We start from the raw sequence: 22,153 nt of genomic DNA on the forward strand, positions 1-22,153 counted from the left end.
AACTTTAAGCTAAAAGGCACCCAAGCGGGTGCCTTTTAGCCTTATTAATGATGAGAAATTAGAACTCTTCCCATTCCGCCACTTCATGCTTTTGCTGAGTGGCCTGGGGAGGGCGGCTAGGTGCTTGAGGTAGTGCAGTGCCTGTCCGCGCTTTATGTGCTGCCGTATAGGGTAGCGCAGAGTTCTCAGCGCCGCCTTCACTGAGCACAAACTCGCTCATCAGTTGATCCAGCCGTTGCGCATTATCGCGCATATTGGTGGCAAGCGTGGCGCTCTGGCTGACCATGGCAGCATTCTGCTGGGTCATCATATCCATCTCTGCCACTGCGGTATTGACCTGTTGGATGCCAGTGGTTTGTTCCCGGGCGCCGGCAGCAATCTCGGCGATCACATCCGACACTTGAGTAACGCTGTGGCGAATCTCCTTCATGCGATCAGCCGCCGCCTTGACAATATCACCGCCTTCTTTTGAATGACTCACGGACATATCAATCAGTGCACGAATATCATGTGCCGCAGATGCCGAGCGACTGGCGAGTGTGCGGACTTCGCTCGCTACAACAGCAAAACCACGGCCCTGCTCGCCAGCGCGGGCAGCCTCCACCGATGCGTTCAGTGCCAATATATTGGTTTGAAATGCAATCGAGTCAATCAAGCCAATAATGTCGCTTATTTTATTGGCCGAATCACTAATCGCGGCCATCTTGGCTTCCATTTGATTCATCGAATCGGTGCCACGTTCTGAGGCATTGGCGGCTTCTAGCGCGAGGCTATTCGCCTGTTCGGAGGCCTGGGAAGTATGCGCTACCGTGGAGTGAATTTGCTCCATTGAGGCAGACGTTTCCTGGAGGTTAGCCGCCGCTTGTTCGGTACGCGATGAAAGCTCATGAGTACCATCCGCCATATCGCTGGCATCGGATAATACCGTGCGAGCGTTTTGGCGCACTTCCTGAAGGGTAGACTGCATACGCTCGACAAAGGCATTAAAGCCGTGGGCGAGGTCGCCAATTTCATCCTGGGTTTTGGCTTCTAAACGGCGCGTTAAATCACCTTTTCCTTTGGCAATATCAGCCATGGCACTGGCGGTATGCTTGATGGGGGCAAGTGAGCGCCGCGCCGCATAGGCAACCACCACCAACAGCAATGCCAATAGCAGTCCACCCGCCAGCAGCAGCGACTGCAGCAGGCTATTAGTCACGGTCGTAAAGGCGGTGATGGGTACGGTGACCCCGACCACCCAGGAAGTGCCTTCCACCGGGCTCCACATGAGCACGGTCTGCTCACCGCTGGGCATGGTTATTTCACCGGAGCCTGCCGTGCCGCTGAGTATTTGCTGACTCAATGCATCCAGGCCTTGGTAGCCCTGCTGGTCGGCATCGGTGTAATTGAGCGACATGCGATACTCTTCAACCGGATGAGCAATGACTTGCCCTTGGCTGTCGATTAGCCAGCCGTAGCTGCCATCGCCAACATTAATATCGGAGGTAATATCAGATACGGCGGCCATGGAAACGGTCATGCCCAGCAGTCCCGCTCGATTGCCACGCTCATCGAATACAGTATCAGCGACAATAGCCGTTGGCAGGCCACTCACCATGGAGATAACCGGATCGCTTAGCAGACTATCCTGGGTGCCGTCAGTCACTAAGGCTTTGAAATAAGGACGTTCGGCTATCTCCAAGTTGACGCCTGCGTGAGTTAGGGTTGCTCCGGATGCGTCAGCAAAGAACAGTGACTCGATGGTGCCCCCTGGTGGGTAGCGCTTTTCGAGCCAAGCGCGGTGAGACGCAAGCGGCACGTCTTCCACCAAACGCTCATCCTGAGCAAGTACGGAGATCCAATTACGGTACCCGGTAATCCAGCGGCTGATTTCATCTGCCCGTGCTTCTACCTGCCGCTTACCGGCATTATCGATTAACGCTGGAATAGCCTGGTTAAGCTGTTGATTGACGACAAAGCCTAAAATGACGGCTACCACTAAGAGAGGTATAGCGACAGCGACCAGCAGTTTCTGCGTCAGTGAAAGACGAGAAATTTTTTTCATTTGTTGCCTCGATATGTTGGCCAGAAGCAAAGCACGAGGATGTTGATGAGTGCCATGCTTTGACTGTTTAATGGTTCCCTGGGTGTTATTCTTACTACCGCTAATCATTAACGGTCGATCCTGCACTTGCTTAAATATTTGATTTTTTTAATATCTTTTCGACTAATATAATAATGTTAAACTGAAAGTCTGTTTCAGATTTTAATGTAATTTTTGTTGTGATTTTTGTTGTAGTCTTGTATGCATTTTCGCGCTTCTTGTATTTTTTTGTGATTTTGTTAAATCATCGAGGTAGTCGACGTCAGTGCACACGCCTGGGTCGTTGAGAGAGGCATAAATAACACAGTCGCTATGCTTTTTGATGACAGGACTTGCACCTCTGTCATTTTCTAAAAGTGCCAGTTCGTGCCAGAATTCTCTTCCAAAAACAACAGGGTGCCCAGGATTTTCTTGGTGTATTGGCTGTACGATACTCCCTGGGGTGGCCATTTTTGTTAATACACCGCATGTCTCTTCACTTACCCAAGGGAGGTCGGCTAACCATACTGCGGCAGCACGATAATGATGTATGCTTTCATCGCTGCAGAGTTGTCTAAAAGCATCGCTAATACTGTAACCAAGGCCTAAATGACTGCGCTGACTAATAATAATGTGATTCGTTGGTGTAAGGCCGAGTGACTGGGCGTTATCTTCGGGTTTGATAACAACGCGGCTATTAGAAAAAGTTTTCTGAATAGTTCGTAAAGTGGAGCTAAGCAGCGTTTCCCCATTGCCTAACTTGGCGACTCTTTTATCGCTGCCAAAGCGGCTTGATTGCCCTGCCGCCATCACGATGACTATGATATCGCTACAAGGCATGGCGTTCTTTTCCGCGAGAGAGGCGAGCAATATCGGCCATCACGGCTAGCGCAATTTCAGCCGGTGTTTTGCTACCCAGATTAAGCCCAATGGGCATGGCAATTCTTGCTACTTGGCTTTCCGTCAGGCCGCCAGAACGTAGCAGTCGTTCGGCACGCTGCTGTGATGTCTGCTGAGAGCCCATAACGCCAATGTAAAAGGCTTCCGTTCGGACGGCTTCGATCATCGCTAAATCATCGATACGCGGGTCATGGGTCAAGGCCACAACGGCGGTATTGGCATGGCAACCGCCAGAGGCAATAAACACGGAGGGCAGTACCGCCTGCACTTCCACTCCGGCGACAGCAAAATTTTGCCTAGGCTCGTCTCTGGGGTCGCAGACAATCACTTCAAAACCAAGCGTTTGGGCAAACAGCGCACAGGGCGCAGAGACTGAAGAGATCCCCGCGATAATCAGCCGTAGCGCAGGGCCTATGCGAATATTGACGCTATCTGTATCGAAAGTAACGGTGGGCTCGGTGTTATTCGATGGGTTAAAGCGCTTGCCGCTGCCATCCAGTGTGATACAGCGGGTTAGCGGTTGGCGACCCAGTAGCGTGGCATGCATCACTTCTAGGTGAGTGAGGTTTTCGGTGTTGGGCGCTAGCCGTTCAACCAACACTTCAAGGCGACCACCGCAGGGTAAACGAATATTCGCTGAACCAGCGTCACCGCCATAGCGCACCCGTTGAACCGGTTCGTTAAACTCACCCTTTTGAAGCCTTGCGATAAAGTCTTCTTCGACACAGCCACCTGACAGTGACCCCAGATAGTCGCCTGTCGAACATGCGACCAGCATGGCACCCGGCTCCCGGGGGGCCGAGCCAAAAGTTTTCAGAACTGTGCATAGCCAAACGGTCAGCCCCTGGTTGGCCCATTTCAACGCACGTTCGATAACCTGTAGATCAAGATGGTGCATTAAATCGCCGCCTCCATGGGGAGTCGAAGGGCGGCTTTCAGTGCATCGCGAATGGTGTCAGGGGTAAAAGGGGGATGGGTAAAGCGTACCCCCGTGGCATCAAAAAGCGCGTTGGCAATCGCGGGAGCGCCGGGCAGTGAGGCGGACTCCCCAACACCGAGTGGGGGCAGTTCAGGGCGATCAAGCAGCATGACGTCGATGGGAGGCAGCTCCGAGAAACGCAGAATAGGGTAGCCGCCCCACTCTCTGCTGGTTGGTAAACCATCCTCAAAGGTTACCCGCTCCTTTAAAGTGCGGCTGAGCATCTGGATCACATTACCATGCACCTGATGGCGAACGCCGGCGGGGTTCACCATCAGGCCCGCATCCTGACCTACATATAGGTTCTCGACGACAACCCGTCCACTCTTCACATTGACTTTAAGCTCAATCACCCAGGCGGCGAGCGCGGCACCAAAGCCGGGAAATTTACTATGTACGTACTGGGCGTAAGCGAATCCTCGGCCGTAGCGCCACTCGCCATCGCTACTCGGATTGGTGTTAGCGGTGCAGGGTTTCCAGTTCGCACGTTCGGCTAACGCTTCGACAAGCTCGCAGGCGCGGTTATCGGCTAAGTAGCGCAACCGATAGGCGACAGGATCTTCACCCGCCAAGTAGGCGAGTTCATCAATATAGCTTTCGTGGGCGAAAGTGCTGGGCAGCGCCGAGACACCACGCAGCCAGGAGGCGCGCACCAGGGTCGGGACGTCGTCGCACACTATTTGGCGATGAGGGTAGCGGTAGGGCGGCACCGATGTTCGATCCCCCATTTCAAAGGGGATATCAATAGGTGGGGCAGCACCGGTCAGCAGTAGTGCCAGGGTGGGCGCACTGTTAGAGGGGTAGCGCGTATTAAAGCGATAGCCTGCTGGGCTGCCATCTGCGTTTAAGCCTCCCTGAATGGCCATATACTGAGCAGCCCCTTTAGGCTCCCAGGTGTGCTCCTGCTCACGGGTTAGTTGTACACGAACAGGTCGACCCACCGCCTGAGAGAGCAGCACTGCATCCGCGCCAACGTCGTCGGCGCAGTTGCGGCCATAGCAGCCTGATGTTTCCATACGGGTAATGGTGATAACACCTTCATCCAAACCGGTAAGGCGGGCGAGGTCGGCGCGCAGGCTGTGTGGATTTTGGGTGCCCGACCATACGTGAAGGCCATCTTCGTTGGCATCGGCGACAGAGCACGAAGGGCCGATGGAGCCATGCAGTTGGAAAGGCCACACATAGTGACGATTGAGCGGATGTTGTGCGGCGGCCAGAGCGCTGTCGAGATCACCCTCTTCGAGGAGTATGCGCTGCTTGCTGGGCAGGTCGAGCAGTGCTTGCTCTATGTTGTCCAACTGAGGCAAGCCTTCGATTGGGCGCCACTGGATCTTTAGCTGCTTGGCTGCGGCAGCAGCCTGCTCTTCACGCTCGGCCACCACGCCAACAAAGTCACCGACCACCACGACGCTTATCACACCTGGCAAATGCGCCACAGAGCTTTCATCTACCGCGATTAAACTGTTGCCAATAAAGTCGCCGCTATCATGGCCTACATAAGGCGGACGAATCACTCGCCCATGCAGCATGTTGGGCAGACGTAGGTCGTGGATAAAGGTCAATTGCCCAGTGGCCTTGGCGGGTATATCCACGCGGGAGGTCGATTGGCCGACCAGGGTATAATGGCTGACCGGCTTAAGCGGCACCTCATCGGCAAGCTTTAATGCATGACGGGTGCCCCGCAGCAACTCCCCAAAGCTAACGGATGAACGGTTATTATCACTTGGCGTAATAGCGCCGTTCTGGCAGCTAAGTAGTGAGTGCTCAGTGTCAAAGTGCTTTGCTGCCAGGGTTAATAGGTACTCCCGCGCCTGTGCCGCAGCTCGGCGTAAAGGCTCGGCAGTGATCTGAATCGATGCACTGGCTATGGTGGGGCCTTGGTTGGGGGCTTCAACGGAGTTGCCCAGCACCATGGTGACGCTGTCGAACGCGACGCTGAGCTCTTCTGCAACAATTTGAGCGAGCGCCGTGCGTATGCCCGTGCCCAGGTCTACGTGGCCGTTGAAAGCCACGATATGACTAGCGCTCAGTACGGCAATGAATATCTCAGGCTCATGGGGGGTGAAGTTTGAGTGTGTACCTGGCTGTCCGGGCGCGGGCTTGGGGGGCGTAACCGGGTCGCGATAGATCACCAGAACATCAGACCCATACAGCAGTGACTCTCTTGTATAGTCTGATTTATCAGCCATGTCTGCCTCCCACGCTCGCGTTTACGATGATCAGTGCGGATGAATTTTAGGTGATGAAAGAGCGATAACTAAGGTAAAATTATAGCGTGTACGCCATAAAAGCATGATGAATTGATCCAGCGCAAGGAGTATTTCATACGTTGATGCATCATTTTGTTAACCAGTGCCATACTCGATACACGACGTCGCCAATAGATTAAGGATATGGAATGACAACGGATAGTGCGTTCAAACACTCGTCTTCCGGCGAGCACTCTACGCCTTCAGAGCAAGGGTATGATTTCTCTGAGCAAGTAGGGCATCTACTGCGTAAAGCCTACCAGCGGCATACGGCTATTTTTCAGCGCTACAGCAACGATAAACAGCTCACGGCCATTCAATTTGTAACGCTGTGCACGGTGATGGAGCGCGGCCCCAGCTCGTTAACCGATATCGTCAACGCTACGGCGATTGATCCAGCCACTATCCGTGGCGTCATTAAACGTCTTAAAGCGCGGGGGTGGATCTCGCTAACTACCGACCCCAATGATCAACGCAAAGTCATGGTCGTGATCACTGAGGCCGGGGAGACATTAGTCGAGGCTATGGTGCCCAGTGCCAAGCAAATTAGCGATCAGACCATGAAAAATCTCAACCCGGCAGAGCGGGTCGCTTTAATGCATCTGCTGGAAAAAATGAACGCGGACTGATGACTCAACAGAGACGTCCGTTTCACCTGCGTTTTCGGATACTCCTAACGCTTCATTAAGTATCCCAGTGTTTCATCCAGTCCAATCACATCGCCATATTTGCTATCGATATCAAACAGGTTAGCTTCATGGGGCGCGGGGTGACGGTCACCCACGCAGTCACGCACGACCATCACCCGAAAGCCGTGCTGTACTCCATCAACGGCGGTGGCGCGAATGCAGCCACTGGTGGAGCAGCCGGTAATGATGAGTGTATCGATACCCATGGCGATTAGTGTGGAGGCAAGCGAAGTTCCAAAGAACGCGCTGGCATACTGCTTGGTCATTACCAGCTCATCTTCACGGGGTGCCACCTCGGGGCAGAACTCGGCGTAAGGATTGCCCGCCACCATCGCCCGCATGACCGGCGCCTTCTTGACCCAAATGCCGCCATCGATTTGATCCGGGGCGTGATACAGGATGTTGGTGTGGATAACAGGCGTGCCAGTGCGCCGTGCGGTATTGAGTAGCGGCGGCATATTGGCCACCGCATCCACCACGCCCTGGGCAAATAGCGGCGAACCTGGTGTGGTGTAGCCTTGCATAAAATCAACCACCAGCAGCGCGGGCCTTTTGCCAAAGCCGATGCGCCCATCCCACACGCCTCGGTAGTTGTCCGTGGCAGTGTTATCGCTAACGCCATCGCTGTTATCAGTCGTGTGTGGTGACATGGTCGTCTCCTTAATCAGCACACTATATCGTCAATAAGTACCTGATCTCGTTAGTAAGCCCCTGACAAGAGGGCGCCCGCGCCCGGTACGATGGGCTCCAGGTCGAGTGCCTTGAGCATGGCATAGGTGGTCGCGATAGCTGCGGTAACCACCGGCTTGCCGGTCAGGGCTTCGACCTTGGCGACGGCCGGTAGTGACGGCATTTGTACACAGGCTGACAAGACGATAGCGTCCACGTTACTTAAATCGAGACTGGCGACGATTTCGGGGAGATTGGCGGGGTCGTGGCGAGCGACATCCAGGTTATTAGGGATCTCAAGCGCTCGGTAGTCGAGCACGTCAATGCCTTCCTGGCGGATGTAGTCCACCACCATTTCGGTCAGCGGCTTCATGTAGGGGGCCACTACCACCACGCGCTTGGCTTTCATCACACCCAGGGCATCAACCAGAGCACCGGCGCTGGTGACCACCGGCGTGTCGCAGCCGTTCTCTTCGGTGCGGCTGCGCAGACGCTTTTGCGACTCTCGGTGGTAGCCGGGCCCCATCGCCATAATGGCAACCAGGCAGGCATACCCCATCACATCCACTGCGGCATCGGAGAGCTCCAGGGCGCAGCGATCCGACTCTGCATCCATGGCAGCCAGCTCGTCCTTGCTGACGTTCTTCATGCGCATGCGGCTGGAGTGGAAGGTAAAGCGCTCCGGGCGGATTAACTGCCGCGCCGTAAGCATGGCGGGTATTTCGGTCTCCATGGTGATATTGGAGCTGGGGACGATCTGGCCGATACGGTAGCTTTTGATCTCGTTCTTTATATAGTTGCTGGTCATGGTATTTGGCCTCTCTTAGAGCTCGCTGCCCAGGAAGTCTTCAAAGGCGGCAAAAAAACCGTCGAAGTCATCCCAGGGAATCATGTGACCCGCTTGTTCCGCGGTAGAAATACGAACCGTCGGTAGAAGGGCGCGTATTTCGGCGCGATCTTCATCCTGGATGACCCCGCCCTTGCCTGCACACATCAGCAGCGTGGGCACTTTGATAGCGGGGAAATCCTGGTGGATATCGACGCTGTGGAACTCTTCAAACGCCTGAATAATGGCGGGCTCAAAGCAAGTGTGTAACCACTCGGCGCGTAACCGCAGCTGCTCGTCGCTCCAGGTGGGGCAGTAGTGGCGCATGGTCTCGATATCGGCACCACGTGTGCAGTCGCGAATCGAATCCACGTACCAGGGCAGCTTGCTGGGGTACTCACGGCGTCCTGGCCCCGAAACCGGTGGGTCGATAAGTACCAGTTTGTCGATTCCCTTGGCGCCGCGACTCATGGCGCGTAGCGCAAAGCGCGCACCCATGGAGTGGCCCGCCAGAATGACATTGCTCAGACCCAGCGCATCGATAAAGGCGATCACATCGTCGGCGCAGGTGTCGGTGGCATAATCGAGCTCGGGCCCGGTAGACGACAAGCCGCGTCCACGAACATCCAGCACATAAGTGTCGAAATGCTGACCGAGCCGCTCGGCCACAAAACACCAGGTGATGGCCGGGCTGGTAATGCCCGGTATCAGTACCAGCGGCTGGCGCGAAGTCTCGGCGCTGTCGGCAAAGCGCAGGTAGTGCTGACGAATACCATTGGCGTGCACGTTGGCGCCATAGAGATAGGTGCTGTTCATGCTGGGCTCCCTTGACTGGTTGGTTGCTTCAGCGGTACTTCAAAGGGGTCATAGGCGAATACCCAGGCCGGGTCTTCGTCTTCCCGTAACCAGGTATTGTCGTGGGAAACCTGCTGAACCCGAGAGGCGCGTTCAAAACGGTTGGTGCGGTAAAGTTCGAATGCCTGCTGGTAGTGCTCGGCGCCCACTTCCTCCAGGCAGCGTACCAGCATGGCGGCATCCTCGATGGCCATGGCAGCGCCCTGGGCCATATGAGGCTTCATCGGGTGGCAGGCATCGCCCAGCAGCACCAGTCGATTTTCATGCCACAGTGGCAGCGGGTTGCGCTCCAGCAAGGGCCATTTGGTGACGGTTTCAGTGCAGTCAATCAGCGCTTGTACGGTGGGGTGGTAACCCTCGAATGCTTTGCGCATCTCTTCCCGTGAGCTGTCGACGAAGGAAGTGCCGTGGTTCCAATCGGGTTCAGGCACGCCGGTCACGTAGTAATACTCCTTCTCGTCGCCGGTCACGAAGTACACCATCATGTGTCGGTCTTCCGACCACCACTTCACGCAGGCTTCGAAATCCAGGTCGTATGCCTTGAGTTTTTCGGCAGAGATAATTGCCCGGTGGGCAACCCAGCCGCTATAGATCGGAGCCTCTGGGCCCAGCAGCTTCTCGCGCAGCCGCGAATTGACCCCGTCTGCGCCGATCACCAGGTCAGCCTCTTCCGTCGAGCCGTCAGCGAAGGTCATGACGACCTTGCCGCCGCTGTCGTTGACATCGACCAGGCGCTTATCGAAATAGAGGTTGTCCTGGTCGAGCGTGCTGACCATCAATTCGTGCAGATCACCACGGTGTACGGTGATGTAGGCCGCCCCATAGTTTTCGCGAGCAAACTCGCCTAGCGGGATGCGCGACTGATACTCGCCGGTCATGCCGTTGCGGCTGAACCAGTAATCGGGGTGTGAGCCCATGGCATTGAGCTTCTCTTCAATACCAATGCGGCGCATCACTTTCATCACGTTGGGGCCAAGGTGAATGCCTGCCCCAAGGCGCGCAAACGCTGGTGCCTGTTCGTACACCTTGGTGGGGTAGCCCGCTTTCTGCAGTAGCGCGCCTGCAGCGGCGCCGCCAAGGCCCGCGCCAATAACGGCTATGGTGGGTTTATTGTTCATATCCTGGTTTCCTCGCTGTTTTATTCGCCTATCACTCGTTTCTGAATGCGTTCGTGAATGCTATAAAACAACGTATACACCATTTATTTTTTGGTCAAGAATTAGTTTCGAAATTATTTTTTAACGAAAACAGGGTGTAATTTTTAAATAAATATATGAATTTAATGGATTTATAGTCGTTTTTTTGGTTTTATTCAAAAACTTGAAAAACGCATCCATAGAGTGCTATACGTTTATTAGGCTTATTTTTATAGCGTACGCACCTTTAATGCTCGATGGGTATTAGCTCTGCACTTAGCTGGTGCAAGTCGATTGGCCGCATGTGAAAGGTAGATGAAAATAGGCTGGTTTAAGGTGCTACGAAGCGTGTTTGGCAGGCAGTATTTATTAGTAACATCTAAGTCATATCCAAGCCCTATCCAGAGCAAGAGGGCGGGCTTAACAATAACGATGATGATCCCCTATGACGCTAAAGCTAACTATCAATGGGCAAGAACATGAGCTGGCCGTGCCGCCGCAGACACCATTGCTCAATGTGTTGCGTAACGACCTGGCGCTCAATGGGCCCAAGTATGGCTGTGGTTTGGGTGAGTGCGGGGCATGCAGCGTATTGATTGATGGCATGGCCGCACGCACCTGCGTGCTGCCCGTGTCCGCTGCCGTTGGCCATGAGGTAACCACCCTTGATGGTCTTTCCCAGGGCGGTGAACTTGACCCTGTACAACAAGCCTTTATCGATGCTCAGGCAGCCCAGTGTGGCTACTGTTTGAACGGCATGATCATCACTATTCGTGCGCTGCTAAATCATAATACCCAACCCTCTGCGCAGCAGATTCGCGCCGCTTTAGAGCATAACCTCTGCCGATGTGGCACCCATGTTGAAATTCTCCAGGCAGCGGAGCGTGCCGTGGTCATTAACGCGGCCGCGTTGCAGGAGGCTTCTCATGAGTGAAGGGTCGATGCTCCATGGCCAGCAAAAACAGGCCGGCATCCCCGCGCTGCTAGCGCAGGCACGTTTTGGTGTCGTCGTGCGTCCACCTTACTACCGGTGGAATGGTGAGCGTTTTGAGAGCGATCGCTTAGTTGGCGTCGATAGCAGCAGCATTGCCTCACTATCTGGATCTATTGAAGTCGTGGTGGAAGGGAATTTTGTGGGGGTGGTTGCCGATAGTTTGGCCTTGGCGACCGATGCCGCTAAACAACTGAAGGTTGAGTGGCAGGCCGTTCACCAGACGCCCGAACAAGTGCCTGAAAGCGATCAAGCGCCCTCTGAATCGCCTCTTGTTATGCCTAGCCAGTCGTACATGCATTCGAACCACGGGTATGGCTGGCCGAGTCGCATGCGCTGGGGCAGTCACCCCAGCTGGGTAATTGCCGATTGTTGCGACCAACAATTGAGTGTGTGGGGGAAAACCGTCACCCCAGCGGCGCTTAAACAGGATCTAAGCCGGTTAACCGCGCTGAATATTAGCCAGATTGAGCTTTATAGCGCCGATGGTAAACACGCATCAAATCAGGCCTCAGGGCTGGGTCGCCATTGCGGTGACGATGCCGCCGTGGATGCGGCGTTGATGTCGCGGGCTGTGGGCGGCCCGGTAGCCGTTTGGCTCGATGCCCGCTACGCCAAGGATGTTCAGGCATTGGGCCAAGCGCAGCGAATTAGCCTAAACGCGGATATTGCCAGTAGTGGTGAGATAGCCCGTTATCACTATCAGCAGGCCAATCTCACTGGTGAGGTGGCTGCCGTAGGGTTGTTGTTAAGTGGTAGGGCCGCGATAACAACGTCTAGCGCTGAGGCCTCCGCCGGCGAGCAAGACACAACGCCGTTCTCGCCCTATGTATTTCGCGACCAATACCTTGCCGCACGCTCCCAGCCAGACTCGCTCTCCACCAATTCCACCTTGATGGGTATACAGCAGACGTTCGCTCGGGAATCTTTTTTAGATGAGGTTGCCCGCGAGAGTGACCAAGACCCTGTCGCGCTGCGACTTCGACATCTTGACGATGCGCGTGGTATTGAGCTGATTGAGTCCGTTGCTAAACGGGCCGAGTGGCAAAGGGCGTTCAATCCATCAGCGGACTCTTTACCCCAGGATCTATTGCGCGGGCGGGGTTTTGCCTACTCCCAACTACCTGACCGCGAACAACGCGTGGAATCGGGAGTGCGCTCTGCCTGGATTGCCGATGTGGAGGTCAATCGCGTTACCGGCGATGTTCAGCTTACCCGTTTGGTCGTTGGTCAGGACGTCGGCTCTGATGTGGATACTGATCGCCTTCAGCAAACGCTACAGGCCCGGGTTTTGGGCGAGGCGCGCCCCCTTTTGGGGCAAGCGCCCAGTTTCGACGAGTGGGGTGACGGCAGTCGTGCGCTGACTAAAAGTGAATATTCAGCAGGATTACCAACCACCGCTTCTTCGCCAAGCCCTGTTGGGGGAGGTGTTAATCAAACCGTCGGTGAAGACGTATTAACCGGGGCGGAGCTATCGCCGGGTGTTGCGGTAATAGCCAATGCGCTTTTTGATGCCACCGGCCTGCGTTTTCGCCAACCACCGTTTACCGCCAAGCGCGTGCGCCAGGCACTCGAAGCTTCGTCCACCGAGGAGGCAGGGCGCCCATCTAAATTGAAACCGCCGCGGTCAACGAAACGGCGCTGGTTAGCCGCTGCAGCGTTCACCACCATTGCGGGCACTGCGGCCATGGCTTGGCCGTGGAAAGGAGCCATTGCACCTGTCTCACGGCCAGCCACCAACCTTTATTCTGCCGAGACCATTGAGCGCGGGCGACTCGTTGCGGCTGCAGGTGACTGCGCGGCGTGTCATACCACCGAAGGTGGCGTGACCAATGCAGGTGGGCGTGGGTTTGAGACACCTTTCGGGACGCTCTACAGCACGAACATTACGCCGGATGAGGCGACGGGGATTGGTCAGTGGTCTTACGCAGCCTTTGAGCGCGCCATGCGCCACGGCATTAGCCGCGATGGCAGCCACCTTTATCCCGCGTTCCCTTATACGGCGTTTGCCAAGACCAGTGATGCCGATTTACAGGCGCTTTACGCCTACTTAATGGCTCAGCCAGCCGTCGCCGCTGAAAAGTCATCGAATGAACTCTCTTTCCCCTTCAGTGTGCGCGCCTTAATGGCGGGCTGGAACGTGCTTTATCACGATCCCACTCCGTTCCAGCCAGACCCCATGCAAAGTGAATTATATAATCGGGGGGCCTATCTAGCCGAAGGGCTAGGCCACTGCAGCGCCTGTCATAGCCCACGCAATGCCATGGGGGCTGAGAAAAGCGGCGAGGCCTACTTTGCCGGTGCCTTTGTAGATGGTTGGGAAGCACCACCGCTGAATACGCTGTCGCGTGCGCCCGTCCCGTGGAGTGAAACATCGCTTTACGACTATCTGCGCCACGGTGAATCTGAGCTTCACGGCGTTGCCTCTGGCCCTATGGCCCCGGTGGTAGCGGGGCTGGCTGAGCTGCCTGAATACGATGTGCGGGCCATTGCCCACTATGTGGCCGCCCAGATGCAGGCGCCCACAGGTAATAGCGATGCGGCTGTGGCGGAAGCTACGCAGCGCGTGACCAGTGCAGCCGTTAGCTCAACAGAAATGGAGGCTGGGGAGCGGCTCTTCGAGGGCGCCTGTGCGGCGTGCCATGTCGATTCTGGCGTTCCTACCTTTTCGAAGGCGGGAACTAATCTGGCGCTGAATACCAATTTACACAGCGATCATCCCGATAACGTTATTCAGTCAATTTTGGGGGGTGTCCACGCCGAACACGTTCCCGGTATTGGTAGCATGCCAGGCTTTGCCGACAGCTTTAGTAATACCCAGGTCGCTGATTTGACGACCTATCTCCGAGCGCGTTTTGCTCCAGAGAAAGCGCCTTGGCAAAAAGTAAAACAACGTATCGCAGATATACGCCAGCCTCACCACAACAACACTCACTCTTCTCCCTGACGTAATAAAACGAGGTGGATTATGAAACGCAGTAAATGGATATGGCTAGTATGGGCCGTCGTCTTACTGAGCTATTTAGTGCCTTACACCCTATTGAGCGGTGTCGCGCTCTGGTACGGCAGCTTCCTGTTCTGGATGTTGGCAGGGTTGGCCATCATTGCGCTGAATGTGTTTATCACTAAAGATTTTGAGGAGCACAGCAATGACTGAGTCACTCATCTGGTGGTCCATTGCCATCTACTTATTGATCGCTATTGGCATTGCGATTATGTCTCGCCAAGGTCCTTCCGAAAGTATGTCGGGATACTTCCTGGGTAACCGACAAATGAACGGCTTTGTCTCGGCGCTGAGTTACAGTGCCACGACGTATAGCGCATTTATGATGGTGGGCTTGGCAGGTCTTACCTATGCCGGCGGTGTGGGAGCGCTCGGTTTTGAAATCATCTATTTCGCCGGTGTCTCTCTGGTGGCTGTTTTCGGTCCCAAATTCTGGGCAGTCGGCAAGAAGTTTGGCTATGTGACGCCCAGCGAGATGTTGGGCCACCGCTACAACAGCAAACATGTGGCCATGGCTGTCTCGATTGCCAGTTGTATCTTCCTGATTCCCTACTCGGCCGTTCAGCTCGCGGGTGTCGGTTACCTGTTGCAGGGGATTACTGATGGCGCGATTACCTTTACTACCGGGGTGGTGCTGGCCACGGTGATCGCCATCTTCTTCTCCTATATTGCAGGGATTCGTTCGGTGATGTGGACCGACTCGCTCCAGGCCATCATGATGATTGTTGCCTCAACCCTGGTGGCCTTCCTGGTGATCCAGGGCTTGGGTGGTTTCGGCGCACTATTCGATACGCTGGCAACGGAACATCCGCAGTCGCTCACGGTGCCCGGCCCTGGCCTGTTCAGCTTTGTCACTTTCCTGGGGCTCACCATTCCCTGGTTCTTCTTTAGTATCTCCAACCCACAGGTCAGTCAACGCCTGTTTATGCCCTCTTCGCTGCGCTCCATGCGCCACATGCTGATTGGCTTCCTGGTGTTTGGTTTTATCTACACCATGGTCTCTGTGCTTTGGGGTTTCTCTGCCTTAGCCGCTTTCCCAAGTCTTGCAAGTGCAGATTTAGCCACGCCCACGCTGTTGGCCTCGGAGTTTGTTCCGCCAGTATTAGGGGTGATCGTGATGATCGGCATCATGGCGGCCGCGGTCTCTACTATCGATTCGATCATGCTGACCCTGGCGTCCATGGTTTCCCGCGACGTCTATGCGAACGTTAAACCGAACGTCAGTGAAAAGCGCCAACTGCTGGTGGGCAAGTTCGTGGTGCCGGTGATTGCACTGATGGCGCTGGCCTTTGCCGAGCTGCAGCTTGACCTTATTGCGGTGCTGTCGGTGGCGGCCTCTTCGGGGCTGGTTGCCATGGTGCCCGCCCTTATCGGTGCCTTCTATTGGAAGCGCGGTACTGGCGTCGGTGCACTGGTAAGCGTGGTGGGTACCAGCGCCTTTGTACTGCTGATGTATGCCACTGGTAATTCACTGCTGGGCCTGCCCGCCGGTGTATGGGGCATTGTGGTCGCTAGTGTGCTGTTTGTTGGCGTTAGCCTTATGACCAAGCCTCATCAAGCCTCTTCGGACGCCTTCTTTACCGCCATCGAGGAAGAGCTGGGTAAAAAGCGCCGTACTACCACCGATCAAGCGACGAAAGAGGCGGCTGCCTAATTGACGTTCAGCTTTGACCCGATAACACCATAGAGCGCTTGGTGTGCCCAAAGGCGAGCACGAGCGCTCTCAGCTAACACTTCCCGGTACGTTACAGCTGTGCTTTCGCCTGGGGAGTTAGGAGACTTTATGGATCACGCAAGCTTTGCCGAAATTTGCCTCCATCAGCTAAAAATGTCCGGCGTACATGAAGGCGAAAAACTCGTCGTACTGACCCAGGGCAGCGAACGCCTTGATTATGCGGATGCCTTTATGGCGGCGGGGCAGCGTTTAGGCGCCAATATGTACCACATGCGGTTACCCGCGCCGTTACCTACTGGTGGCTGGGCCGTGGGAGCAACGGGGCTTGCAAGCATGCCCGATGCGGTGGAAGCGCTTAAAAACTGCGACATGTTGATCGATTGTATTTTCCTGCTGTTCTCTCCCGAGCAAATGGCGATCCAAGCCGCGGGTACGCGTATATTGACGGCGGTTGAACCGCCAGAACTGCTGGCCAGAATGTTGCCCACCAAGGAGCTAAGGGAAAAGGTCGAACTGGCCGCCGCGCTGCTGGAAAAAGCCAAAGTGATGCGCATCACCTCGCCCTACGGCACGGATGTCACCTACCAACTGAATACTTATGAGACGGTTGCTGAGTATGCCTGTACCGACGAACCGGGGCGTTGGGATCACTGGCCCTCTGGCTTTGTCTTTACTGGCGGTGATGACGATGGCGTTGATGGCACCATCGTGGTGGCGCCGGGCGATATTCTGCTCCCCCAGAACATGTATGTCAGAGAGCCCATTACCTACACCATTGAAAAGGGCTGGATTACCGACATACGCGGTGGGCTGGATGCGGAGCTAGTGAAATCCTATATGGATAGCTTTAACGACCCGCGCGGCATGGGCATGAGCCACGTGGGCTGGGGCATGAACCCGAACGCCAAATGGCACCGCATGGTGCCAGGGGAGTTCCCAGGCGGCATGGGGATGGAACCGCGCAGCTTCTATGGCAACGTCATGTTCTCCACCGGCCCGAACAGTGAGCTGGGCGGGTCTAACGATACCGCCTGCCATTTGGATATTCCCATGCGCAACTGCTCGCTCTTCCTGGACGATGAGCCCATCGTCATTGATGGCGATATCGTCGTTAAAGAGCTGCAGATGGCTAGAAACTAACGCGCTTGAGACAAGAGATACTGATAAAGCCCCTGGTTCGGGGCTTTTTTTAATTTAGCGCCAAACCGTTAGCTGATGTCGGTAATCATCTTGCGCCTGGCTGGCGCTAACGGGCGTTAGCCAAACCTGGGTGCCGGGCAAACACTGGGCCAGCGTAGCGCAGGCGATGGGGGTGAGAGCGCCTAGGCGCGGGTAGCCGCCAATGGTTTGGCGGTCGTTCATCAGCACGATAGGCTGGCCGTCCGGCGGTACTTGAACTGCTCCCAGCGGAATGCCTTCGGAAATAATGCCCTTGAGTGAGCCGTGTAGGGCTGGGCCGGTGAGGCGTACGCCCATCCGGTCGGCGCGATTATCCACTGTCCAGGGTTGGTTGAACGCCTGGAAAAGTGCATGGCCACTGAAGGAGGCGATTTGCGAGCCGAGCACGATGGGTAAGCGGCAGCCAGACGCAGGCATGCGCGGGCCCTGGCTTTCAGGAATGCGCCGCACTGCCGGAGCGGTGCCTTTCCAGGTTAACCGGTCGCCCACGTTTATCGGTTTGCCATCTTCATGTAAGCCCCCCAATTGCTCGCGGGCAGTGCAGGCGCGGCTGCCCAGCACTTCTGGCGCATTTAGCCCGCCGGGAAAGGCGAGATAGGCGCGCAAACCCTGGCGCGGTTGGCGAAATACCAGGCGCTGGCCCGGCAGTAGCTTGAAACTGGTATTGGGTGCAAGCGGTTTGCCATCCAACTGGGCGTCTAGATCGGCGCCGGTCAACGCCAGACGCACTTCGCGTTCGGTTTCAAAGCTCAAGCCGCCGCCCATGACGATTTCCAGCGCAGCGCTGTTTAAAGCGTTGCCCAGCAGCCAGTTAGCCCAGCGAAAAGAGATCCAGTCGGCAGCGCCGCCCTGAGTAACGCCTAAGTGGCCGACGCCAAATCGTCCGGCATCTTGAATCAGCGTTAGTGGTCCCGCTTGCTTAACCACCAGCCCCTTGTGTGCTTCATTCATGGGCGCTCCTCCATGGGCGTGGTATCGCCACCATCTGCTTCAAACTCTTCCCGGGAGATCGCTCTAAAGCGCACCTTGTCGCCGGGGCGAAACAGTGGATCGCCACGTTTGGCATGCTCGAATAGCGGCACGTTGGTGCGCCCTAGAATATTCCAGCCGCCCGGCGAGAGCAGTGGGTAGATCGCGGTTTGACGATCGGCAATCCCCACGCTACCTGCTGCGACTTTACGGCGCGGCGTTTTCAAGCGCGGCGTAGCGAGAGATTCGTCTACCAAACCCATAAAACCGTAGCCGGGGGCAAACCCCAGCGCGAACACGCAGTAGTCGTGGTTGCAGTGCTGCGCTATCAAGTCATCAATGCTTAAGCCTGCGCGTTTGGCGACCATGGGTAACTCGGGGCCCACGCTTTCGTTGTACCACACCGGGATATCGTGCAGCTCACCGGCTTGAGTATCCACAGGGGTAAGACCAGAAAGCGCCTTGTGAATAAGTTGAATCGCCTCGCTATGGGTTAACTGCTGGCAGTCGTAATGCAGCAACAGCGTGGTGTAAGAGGGCACTAGATCAATTAACGCTGAACCAAAGGTGCTACGCAACTTTTGGTCGGCAGCGATGACCCAGGCCATATTGGCCTCATCGATGGTGTCGAACAATCGCACCATCAGGGCGTCCATCGCGGCAGTTTCAACTCTTCTTTCACTAATGGGTTTCACGCCTGCTCCAGCGCCTGAAAGGCCTCGCGAATAGCGCGCACGGCGGCCACTGACTCGGGGTTATCGCCGTGAACGCAGAGCGTATCGCAGGCTAGGTGCAGCGGTGTTCCATCAAGCGCGGTGAGCGGCTCGCCTTTGGCCAGCATTACCGCTTGATTGACGATAGTGTTTTGGTCGTGGTGCACAGCGTTAGGCAGGCGACGTGAGGCCAAGTGGCCGTTGCCATCATAAGCGCGGTCGGCAAAGGTCTCGAACCAGAGGGTAATGCCTATTTGGGCGGCCAGCTCGCGATGTGGTTCGGGGTCGGCGGTGGACATAATCATTAACGGCAGGCTGGCATCATAAGCACGTACTGCGCGCATGACGCCTTCGAGCAGCGCCGAGTTGGCGGCCATATCGTTGTACAGCGCACCATGAGGTTTGATGTAGCTCAGTTGGGTGCCTTCCGCTTGGCAGATGCCCGCCAAAGCCCCCACTTGGTAGAGCACCATATCTTCCGCTTCTTCCGGCGAGCAGGCCATTGAGCGGCGACCAAAGCCCATCAAATCCGGATAACCCGGGTGCGCGCCAATGCGGACGCCATTTTGAACCGCTAGTTTGACGGTGCGGCGCATGACATGGGGGTCGGAGGCATGGAAGCCGCAGGCGATGTTGGCGCAGTCGACGAAAGGCATCGCATCGGCATCCAGGCCGAGGTGCCAGTTGCCGAAACTTTCGCCCATATCGCAATTAAGCAGGGGGATGGCCATAGCGACTCCTATGTCGATGCAGTGGGTGCGCTTGATTGGTTAGCGCTGAATTGTAGTCCACCACCAATATATGAACATGGCTTGCCCAGTGCCAATCGTTTTTGACGATACTAACTATCGGGTGCTTCTATCATATTGTTATTTATTGGAAAAAGGGTTGACGCTTGGGCACGATACGCTTATCACATTAGGAGCGGGGCGTGATAATAACGTTGGTGAGATAGCGCTGCTGGGAGTGGCCTTAAAGTTGCATAGTGGTCTTGAAGTTGCGTAGTGGTGGTCAAGTTGCGTAGCTATCAGGTCGTCATGAGCCGTAGCACTCCGCCGGTCTCTTTGCGTATCAGCACAGCAGTGTTTTTACTCCAGTAAGTCATATTTGTAGGCGAGTCACTATGCTCGATTTTAAAGAACTTGAGGCGTTCGTATGGGCAGTGAGGCTCGGCTCCTTCCGTAAGGCGGCGACCCGCCTGCACCTTACTCAGCCCTCTGTTTCTGAGCGTATTTCACGCTTGGAAACCACGGTAGGAGAGTTGCTGCTGGAGCGTGCCGCCAGGCCTATTCAGCCTACTATGCGGGGCCGCGAGTTCTTTGTGCACGCTGAGCGGATGCTGCACCAGCGTGATGAAGCGATGAAGCTTTTCGATGACGAAGAGGCGTTTTCTGCACCATTGCGGCTCGGCACGATTGAAACCATCGCCCATAGCTGGTTTCCCGAATTTATGCGCCGTTTAACCGAGCGGTATCCGCGTTTGACCATTGAACTGACGGTCGATTACTCGCCGGTGCTCAATGAGCGGCTACTGGGCAACGAACTGGATATTGTATTGGCGATGAATGGCTATTCACCGCAAAAGCAGATCGAGTACGAGTCCTTGAGCCCTTATGAAATGGGCATGTTTGTCTCTCCGCGGCACGTCAAGCAACTGGGCGAAAGTGCCGACACTTGGGGCAAGCAGTTGCCGTTTATTTCATTTGGTAAGCAGGCTCGTCCCTATGCAGAGTTAGTGAGTTATTTGGCAGAGCAGGGAATCGCTAATCCTCGTATCCATAGCGTCAGCACACTAATGACCATTGTACGAATGACCACCGAAGGGTTGGGGATTGGCGCGCTGCCTGTCGCCACTGTGCTGGATGAGTGGCAGCGAGGGGAGCTCTACCGTCTCTCGCTACCGGTGCCGTTACCGGCCATGCACTATGATGTGATATGGCGCAACGCTAACCACCCGCGCTTTTGTCGTGGCGTTGCCCGATTGGCTCAGCAGTGTGCCTGCAGCTATGCTCAGGCGCGCCGTGCCGATATGACAACAACACTTTTCTCCGGGCGCTGGGTTACTGCCAGTGCCTCCTCTGGTACCACCGAAGCAACACACTATTAGCACCATACTATTAATAGAAATAAGAGGGTTCTTATGATGCGCAAGACAATAACGACTTCATTGCTCCTGGCGACCGCCTGCGGTTTAACGGTGACGGCTCATGCCGCGGAATGGACCATGGCCACGCCTTACGGTGATGCCAGCTTTCATACCCAAAACAACAAGCAGTTCGCTGAGGACGTGGCCGAAGCTACCGATGGCGAGTTAACCATTACCGTACATAGCGGCGGCTCGTTGGTATCGCATGGTGAAATCAAGCCGTCGGTTCGCCGTGGCACGATTGATGCGGGTGAAGTATTCCTCTCCGTTCTTTCCAACGATGATCCCATTTTCGAAGTGGATACACTGCCTGGTGTGGCCGGCAGCTATGACGACGCCTACGCGCTGTGGGAAGCCACCAAGCCGATGATCACCGAGCTGTTTGCCTATGAAGGGTTGATTCCGCTCTACGCCGTCGCTTGGCCTGCGCAAGGTATCTATACCTCTGAACCTCTTACTGACCCTGAGCAGTTTGAAGGCTTGCGCGTTCGTGCACCTAACATCAATACCCAGCGCTTTGTCGATAACCTTGGCGGTAGCCCCACCGAGACCGAAGAGTCTGATATACCCACTGCGTTTAGCACTGGCCGGGTGGATGCCATGATCACCTCAAGCTCTACCGGTAACTCCATGGCGGCGTGGGATTACGTGACTGATTACACCGACGCTAACCTATGGCTGCCAAAAAATATCGTCTTCATTAGCCAACGTAGTTTTGATGGCCTGGATGAAGCGACTCAGGACGCTCTGATGGAAGCCGCCGCTGAGGCTGAAAAACGTGGTTGGGAGATGAGCCGCGAAGATAATCAGGCGAGCTTAGAAGCTCTGCAAGAGAACGGTATCTCTGTTTCAGAGCCTAACGAAGCTGTTTCAGAGGCACTCCAGGCAGCCGGTGACAAACTGTTTGAAGATTGGCAGTCGCGTGCTGACGACGAAGCCAAACAGGCACTGGAATCCTATCGCGAGCAGCGCGACAGCTAAGCGCTATTTAGCCTAAACACGGTTTAAGCTAAATACTTTTTAACTAGGCTCTATCGTGATGGTTTCCGCAGGGGCGGTGATTTTGGCGCTGCCCCTGCTTTTGCTACGCGCTTTTCCTAAGTACGTTTTA

The 22,153-nt window shown here is 55.5% G+C and carries 19 protein-coding genes; 8 read left to right on the top strand and 11 right to left on the bottom strand.

All coding sequences use genetic code 11. The features are described from left to right. Positions 1 to 58: 58 nt before the first annotated feature. From htc1 to ACW17M_RS15125, 4 genes are all read right to left on the bottom strand, one after another. A complete protein-coding gene (htc1, locus tag ACW17M_RS15110; protein ID WP_035538718.1) occupies positions 59 to 2,044 on the bottom strand; it encodes a methyl-accepting chemotaxis protein Htc1 in 1,986 nt (661 codons plus the stop codon). Positions 2,045 to 2,245: 201 nt separating this feature from the next. Continuing rightward, complete coding sequence (locus tag ACW17M_RS15115) at positions 2,246 to 2,902, bottom strand: nucleotidyltransferase family protein (RefSeq protein WP_051430579.1); 657 nt, start codon at positions 2,900 to 2,902, stop codon at positions 2,246 to 2,248. Beyond that, a complete protein-coding gene (locus tag ACW17M_RS15120) occupies positions 2,892 to 3,860 on the bottom strand; it encodes an XdhC family protein (protein WP_027957176.1) in 969 nt (322 codons plus the stop codon). Before ACW17M_RS15120 ends, ACW17M_RS15115 begins: the two co-directional genes overlap by 11 nt. Further along, the gene (locus ACW17M_RS15125) at positions 3,860 to 6,130 is read right to left on the bottom strand and encodes a xanthine dehydrogenase family protein molybdopterin-binding subunit (protein WP_027957175.1); all 2,271 of its coding nucleotides are present in this window, start codon (positions 6,128 to 6,130) and stop codon (positions 3,860 to 3,862) included. The genes ACW17M_RS15120 and ACW17M_RS15125 overlap by 1 nt, the downstream gene beginning before the upstream one ends. Positions 6,131 to 6,339: 209 nt before the next feature. Between ACW17M_RS15125 and ACW17M_RS15130 the strand changes: the two genes are divergently transcribed. Beyond that, positions 6,340 to 6,819: a MarR family winged helix-turn-helix transcriptional regulator gene (locus tag ACW17M_RS15130; RefSeq protein ID WP_457547725.1), complete on the top strand. Its 480-nt coding sequence runs from the start codon at positions 6,340 to 6,342 to the stop codon at positions 6,817 to 6,819. Positions 6,820 to 6,863: 44 nt separating this feature from the next. Here the strand turns inward: ACW17M_RS15130 and ACW17M_RS15135 are convergent, their stop codons facing one another. Genes ACW17M_RS15135 through ACW17M_RS15150 form a run of 4 tightly spaced genes read right to left on the bottom strand, consistent with a single transcriptional unit; the run spans position 6,864 to position 10,347 of the window. After that, positions 6,864 to 7,529, bottom strand: a complete 666-nt coding sequence (locus tag ACW17M_RS15135; RefSeq protein ID WP_457547726.1) for an N-carbamoylsarcosine amidohydrolase — start codon at positions 7,527 to 7,529, stop codon at positions 6,864 to 6,866. Positions 7,530 to 7,579: 50 nt separating this feature from the next. Beyond that, positions 7,580 to 8,329 carry a maleate cis-trans isomerase family protein gene (locus ACW17M_RS15140; RefSeq protein WP_445533562.1) on the bottom strand — a complete coding sequence of 250 codons (750 nt, stop codon included), beginning with the start codon at positions 8,327 to 8,329 and terminating at the stop codon, positions 7,580 to 7,582. Positions 8,330 to 8,371: 42 nt separating this feature from the next. Continuing rightward, positions 8,372 to 9,190 (bottom strand): alpha/beta fold hydrolase, encoded by an 819-nt coding sequence (locus ACW17M_RS15145; RefSeq protein ID WP_457547727.1) that lies wholly within the window; start codon positions 9,188 to 9,190, stop codon positions 8,372 to 8,374. Then, on the bottom strand, positions 9,187 to 10,347 hold the full coding sequence (locus ACW17M_RS15150; RefSeq protein WP_457547728.1) for an FAD-dependent monooxygenase: 1,161 nt from the start codon (positions 10,345 to 10,347) through the stop codon (positions 9,187 to 9,189). The genes ACW17M_RS15145 and ACW17M_RS15150 overlap by 4 nt, the downstream gene beginning before the upstream one ends. Before the next feature lie 463 nt (positions 10,348 to 10,810). On the opposite strand from ACW17M_RS15150, the gene ACW17M_RS15155 reads away from it, so the two are divergent. From ACW17M_RS15155 to ACW17M_RS15175, 5 genes are all read left to right on the top strand, one after another. Beyond that, positions 10,811 to 11,299 carry a (2Fe-2S)-binding protein gene (locus ACW17M_RS15155; protein ID WP_457547729.1) on the top strand — a complete coding sequence of 163 codons (489 nt, stop codon included), beginning with the start codon at positions 10,811 to 10,813 and terminating at the stop codon, positions 11,297 to 11,299. After that, positions 11,292 to 14,303 carry a c-type cytochrome gene (locus ACW17M_RS15160; RefSeq protein WP_457547730.1) on the top strand — a complete coding sequence of 1,004 codons (3,012 nt, stop codon included), beginning with the start codon at positions 11,292 to 11,294 and terminating at the stop codon, positions 14,301 to 14,303. Before ACW17M_RS15155 ends, ACW17M_RS15160 begins: the two co-directional genes overlap by 8 nt. Before the next feature lie 21 nt (positions 14,304 to 14,324). After that, the gene (locus tag ACW17M_RS15165) at positions 14,325 to 14,513 is read left to right on the top strand and encodes a hypothetical protein (RefSeq protein ID WP_022521540.1); all 189 of its coding nucleotides are present in this window, start codon (positions 14,325 to 14,327) and stop codon (positions 14,511 to 14,513) included. Further along, positions 14,506 to 16,014 (top strand): sodium:solute symporter family protein, encoded by a 1,509-nt coding sequence (locus tag ACW17M_RS15170; protein WP_457547731.1) that lies wholly within the window; start codon positions 14,506 to 14,508, stop codon positions 16,012 to 16,014. Before ACW17M_RS15165 ends, ACW17M_RS15170 begins: the two co-directional genes overlap by 8 nt. A 129-nt stretch (positions 16,015 to 16,143) precedes the next feature. Continuing rightward, positions 16,144 to 17,175: a M29 family metallopeptidase gene (locus tag ACW17M_RS15175; RefSeq protein ID WP_027957169.1), complete on the top strand. Its 1,032-nt coding sequence runs from the start codon at positions 16,144 to 16,146 to the stop codon at positions 17,173 to 17,175. A gap of 54 nt (positions 17,176 to 17,229) precedes the next feature. Here ACW17M_RS15175 and ACW17M_RS15180 read toward each other — a convergent pair whose 3' ends face one another. Genes ACW17M_RS15180 through ACW17M_RS15190 form a run of 3 tightly spaced genes read right to left on the bottom strand, consistent with a single transcriptional unit; the run spans position 17,230 to position 19,627 of the window. Beyond that, positions 17,230 to 18,165 (bottom strand): 5-oxoprolinase subunit C family protein, encoded by a 936-nt coding sequence (locus tag ACW17M_RS15180; RefSeq protein WP_009286015.1) that lies wholly within the window; start codon positions 18,163 to 18,165, stop codon positions 17,230 to 17,232. Continuing rightward, positions 18,162 to 18,869 (bottom strand): 5-oxoprolinase subunit PxpB, encoded by a 708-nt coding sequence (pxpB, locus tag ACW17M_RS15185; protein WP_425348462.1) that lies wholly within the window; start codon positions 18,867 to 18,869, stop codon positions 18,162 to 18,164. Before pxpB ends, ACW17M_RS15180 begins: the two co-directional genes overlap by 4 nt. 5 nt (positions 18,870 to 18,874) lie before the next feature. Continuing rightward, a complete protein-coding gene (locus ACW17M_RS15190; protein ID WP_027957167.1) occupies positions 18,875 to 19,627 on the bottom strand; it encodes a 5-oxoprolinase subunit PxpA in 753 nt (250 codons plus the stop codon). Between the two features lie 392 nt (positions 19,628 to 20,019). On the opposite strand from ACW17M_RS15190, the gene ACW17M_RS15195 reads away from it, so the two are divergent. Together ACW17M_RS15195 and ACW17M_RS15200 are read left to right on the top strand one after the other, a co-directional pair. Further along, positions 20,020 to 21,003 carry a LysR family transcriptional regulator gene (locus ACW17M_RS15195; RefSeq protein ID WP_009286012.1) on the top strand — a complete coding sequence of 328 codons (984 nt, stop codon included), beginning with the start codon at positions 20,020 to 20,022 and terminating at the stop codon, positions 21,001 to 21,003. 36 nt (positions 21,004 to 21,039) lie between these two features. Continuing rightward, positions 21,040 to 22,023 (top strand): TRAP transporter substrate-binding protein, encoded by a 984-nt coding sequence (locus tag ACW17M_RS15200; protein WP_027957166.1) that lies wholly within the window; start codon positions 21,040 to 21,042, stop codon positions 22,021 to 22,023. The last annotated feature ends 130 nt before the right edge of the window (positions 22,024 to 22,153 follow it).

The sequence above is a fragment of the Vreelandella sp. 2A-K22 genome (assembly GCF_054065485.1).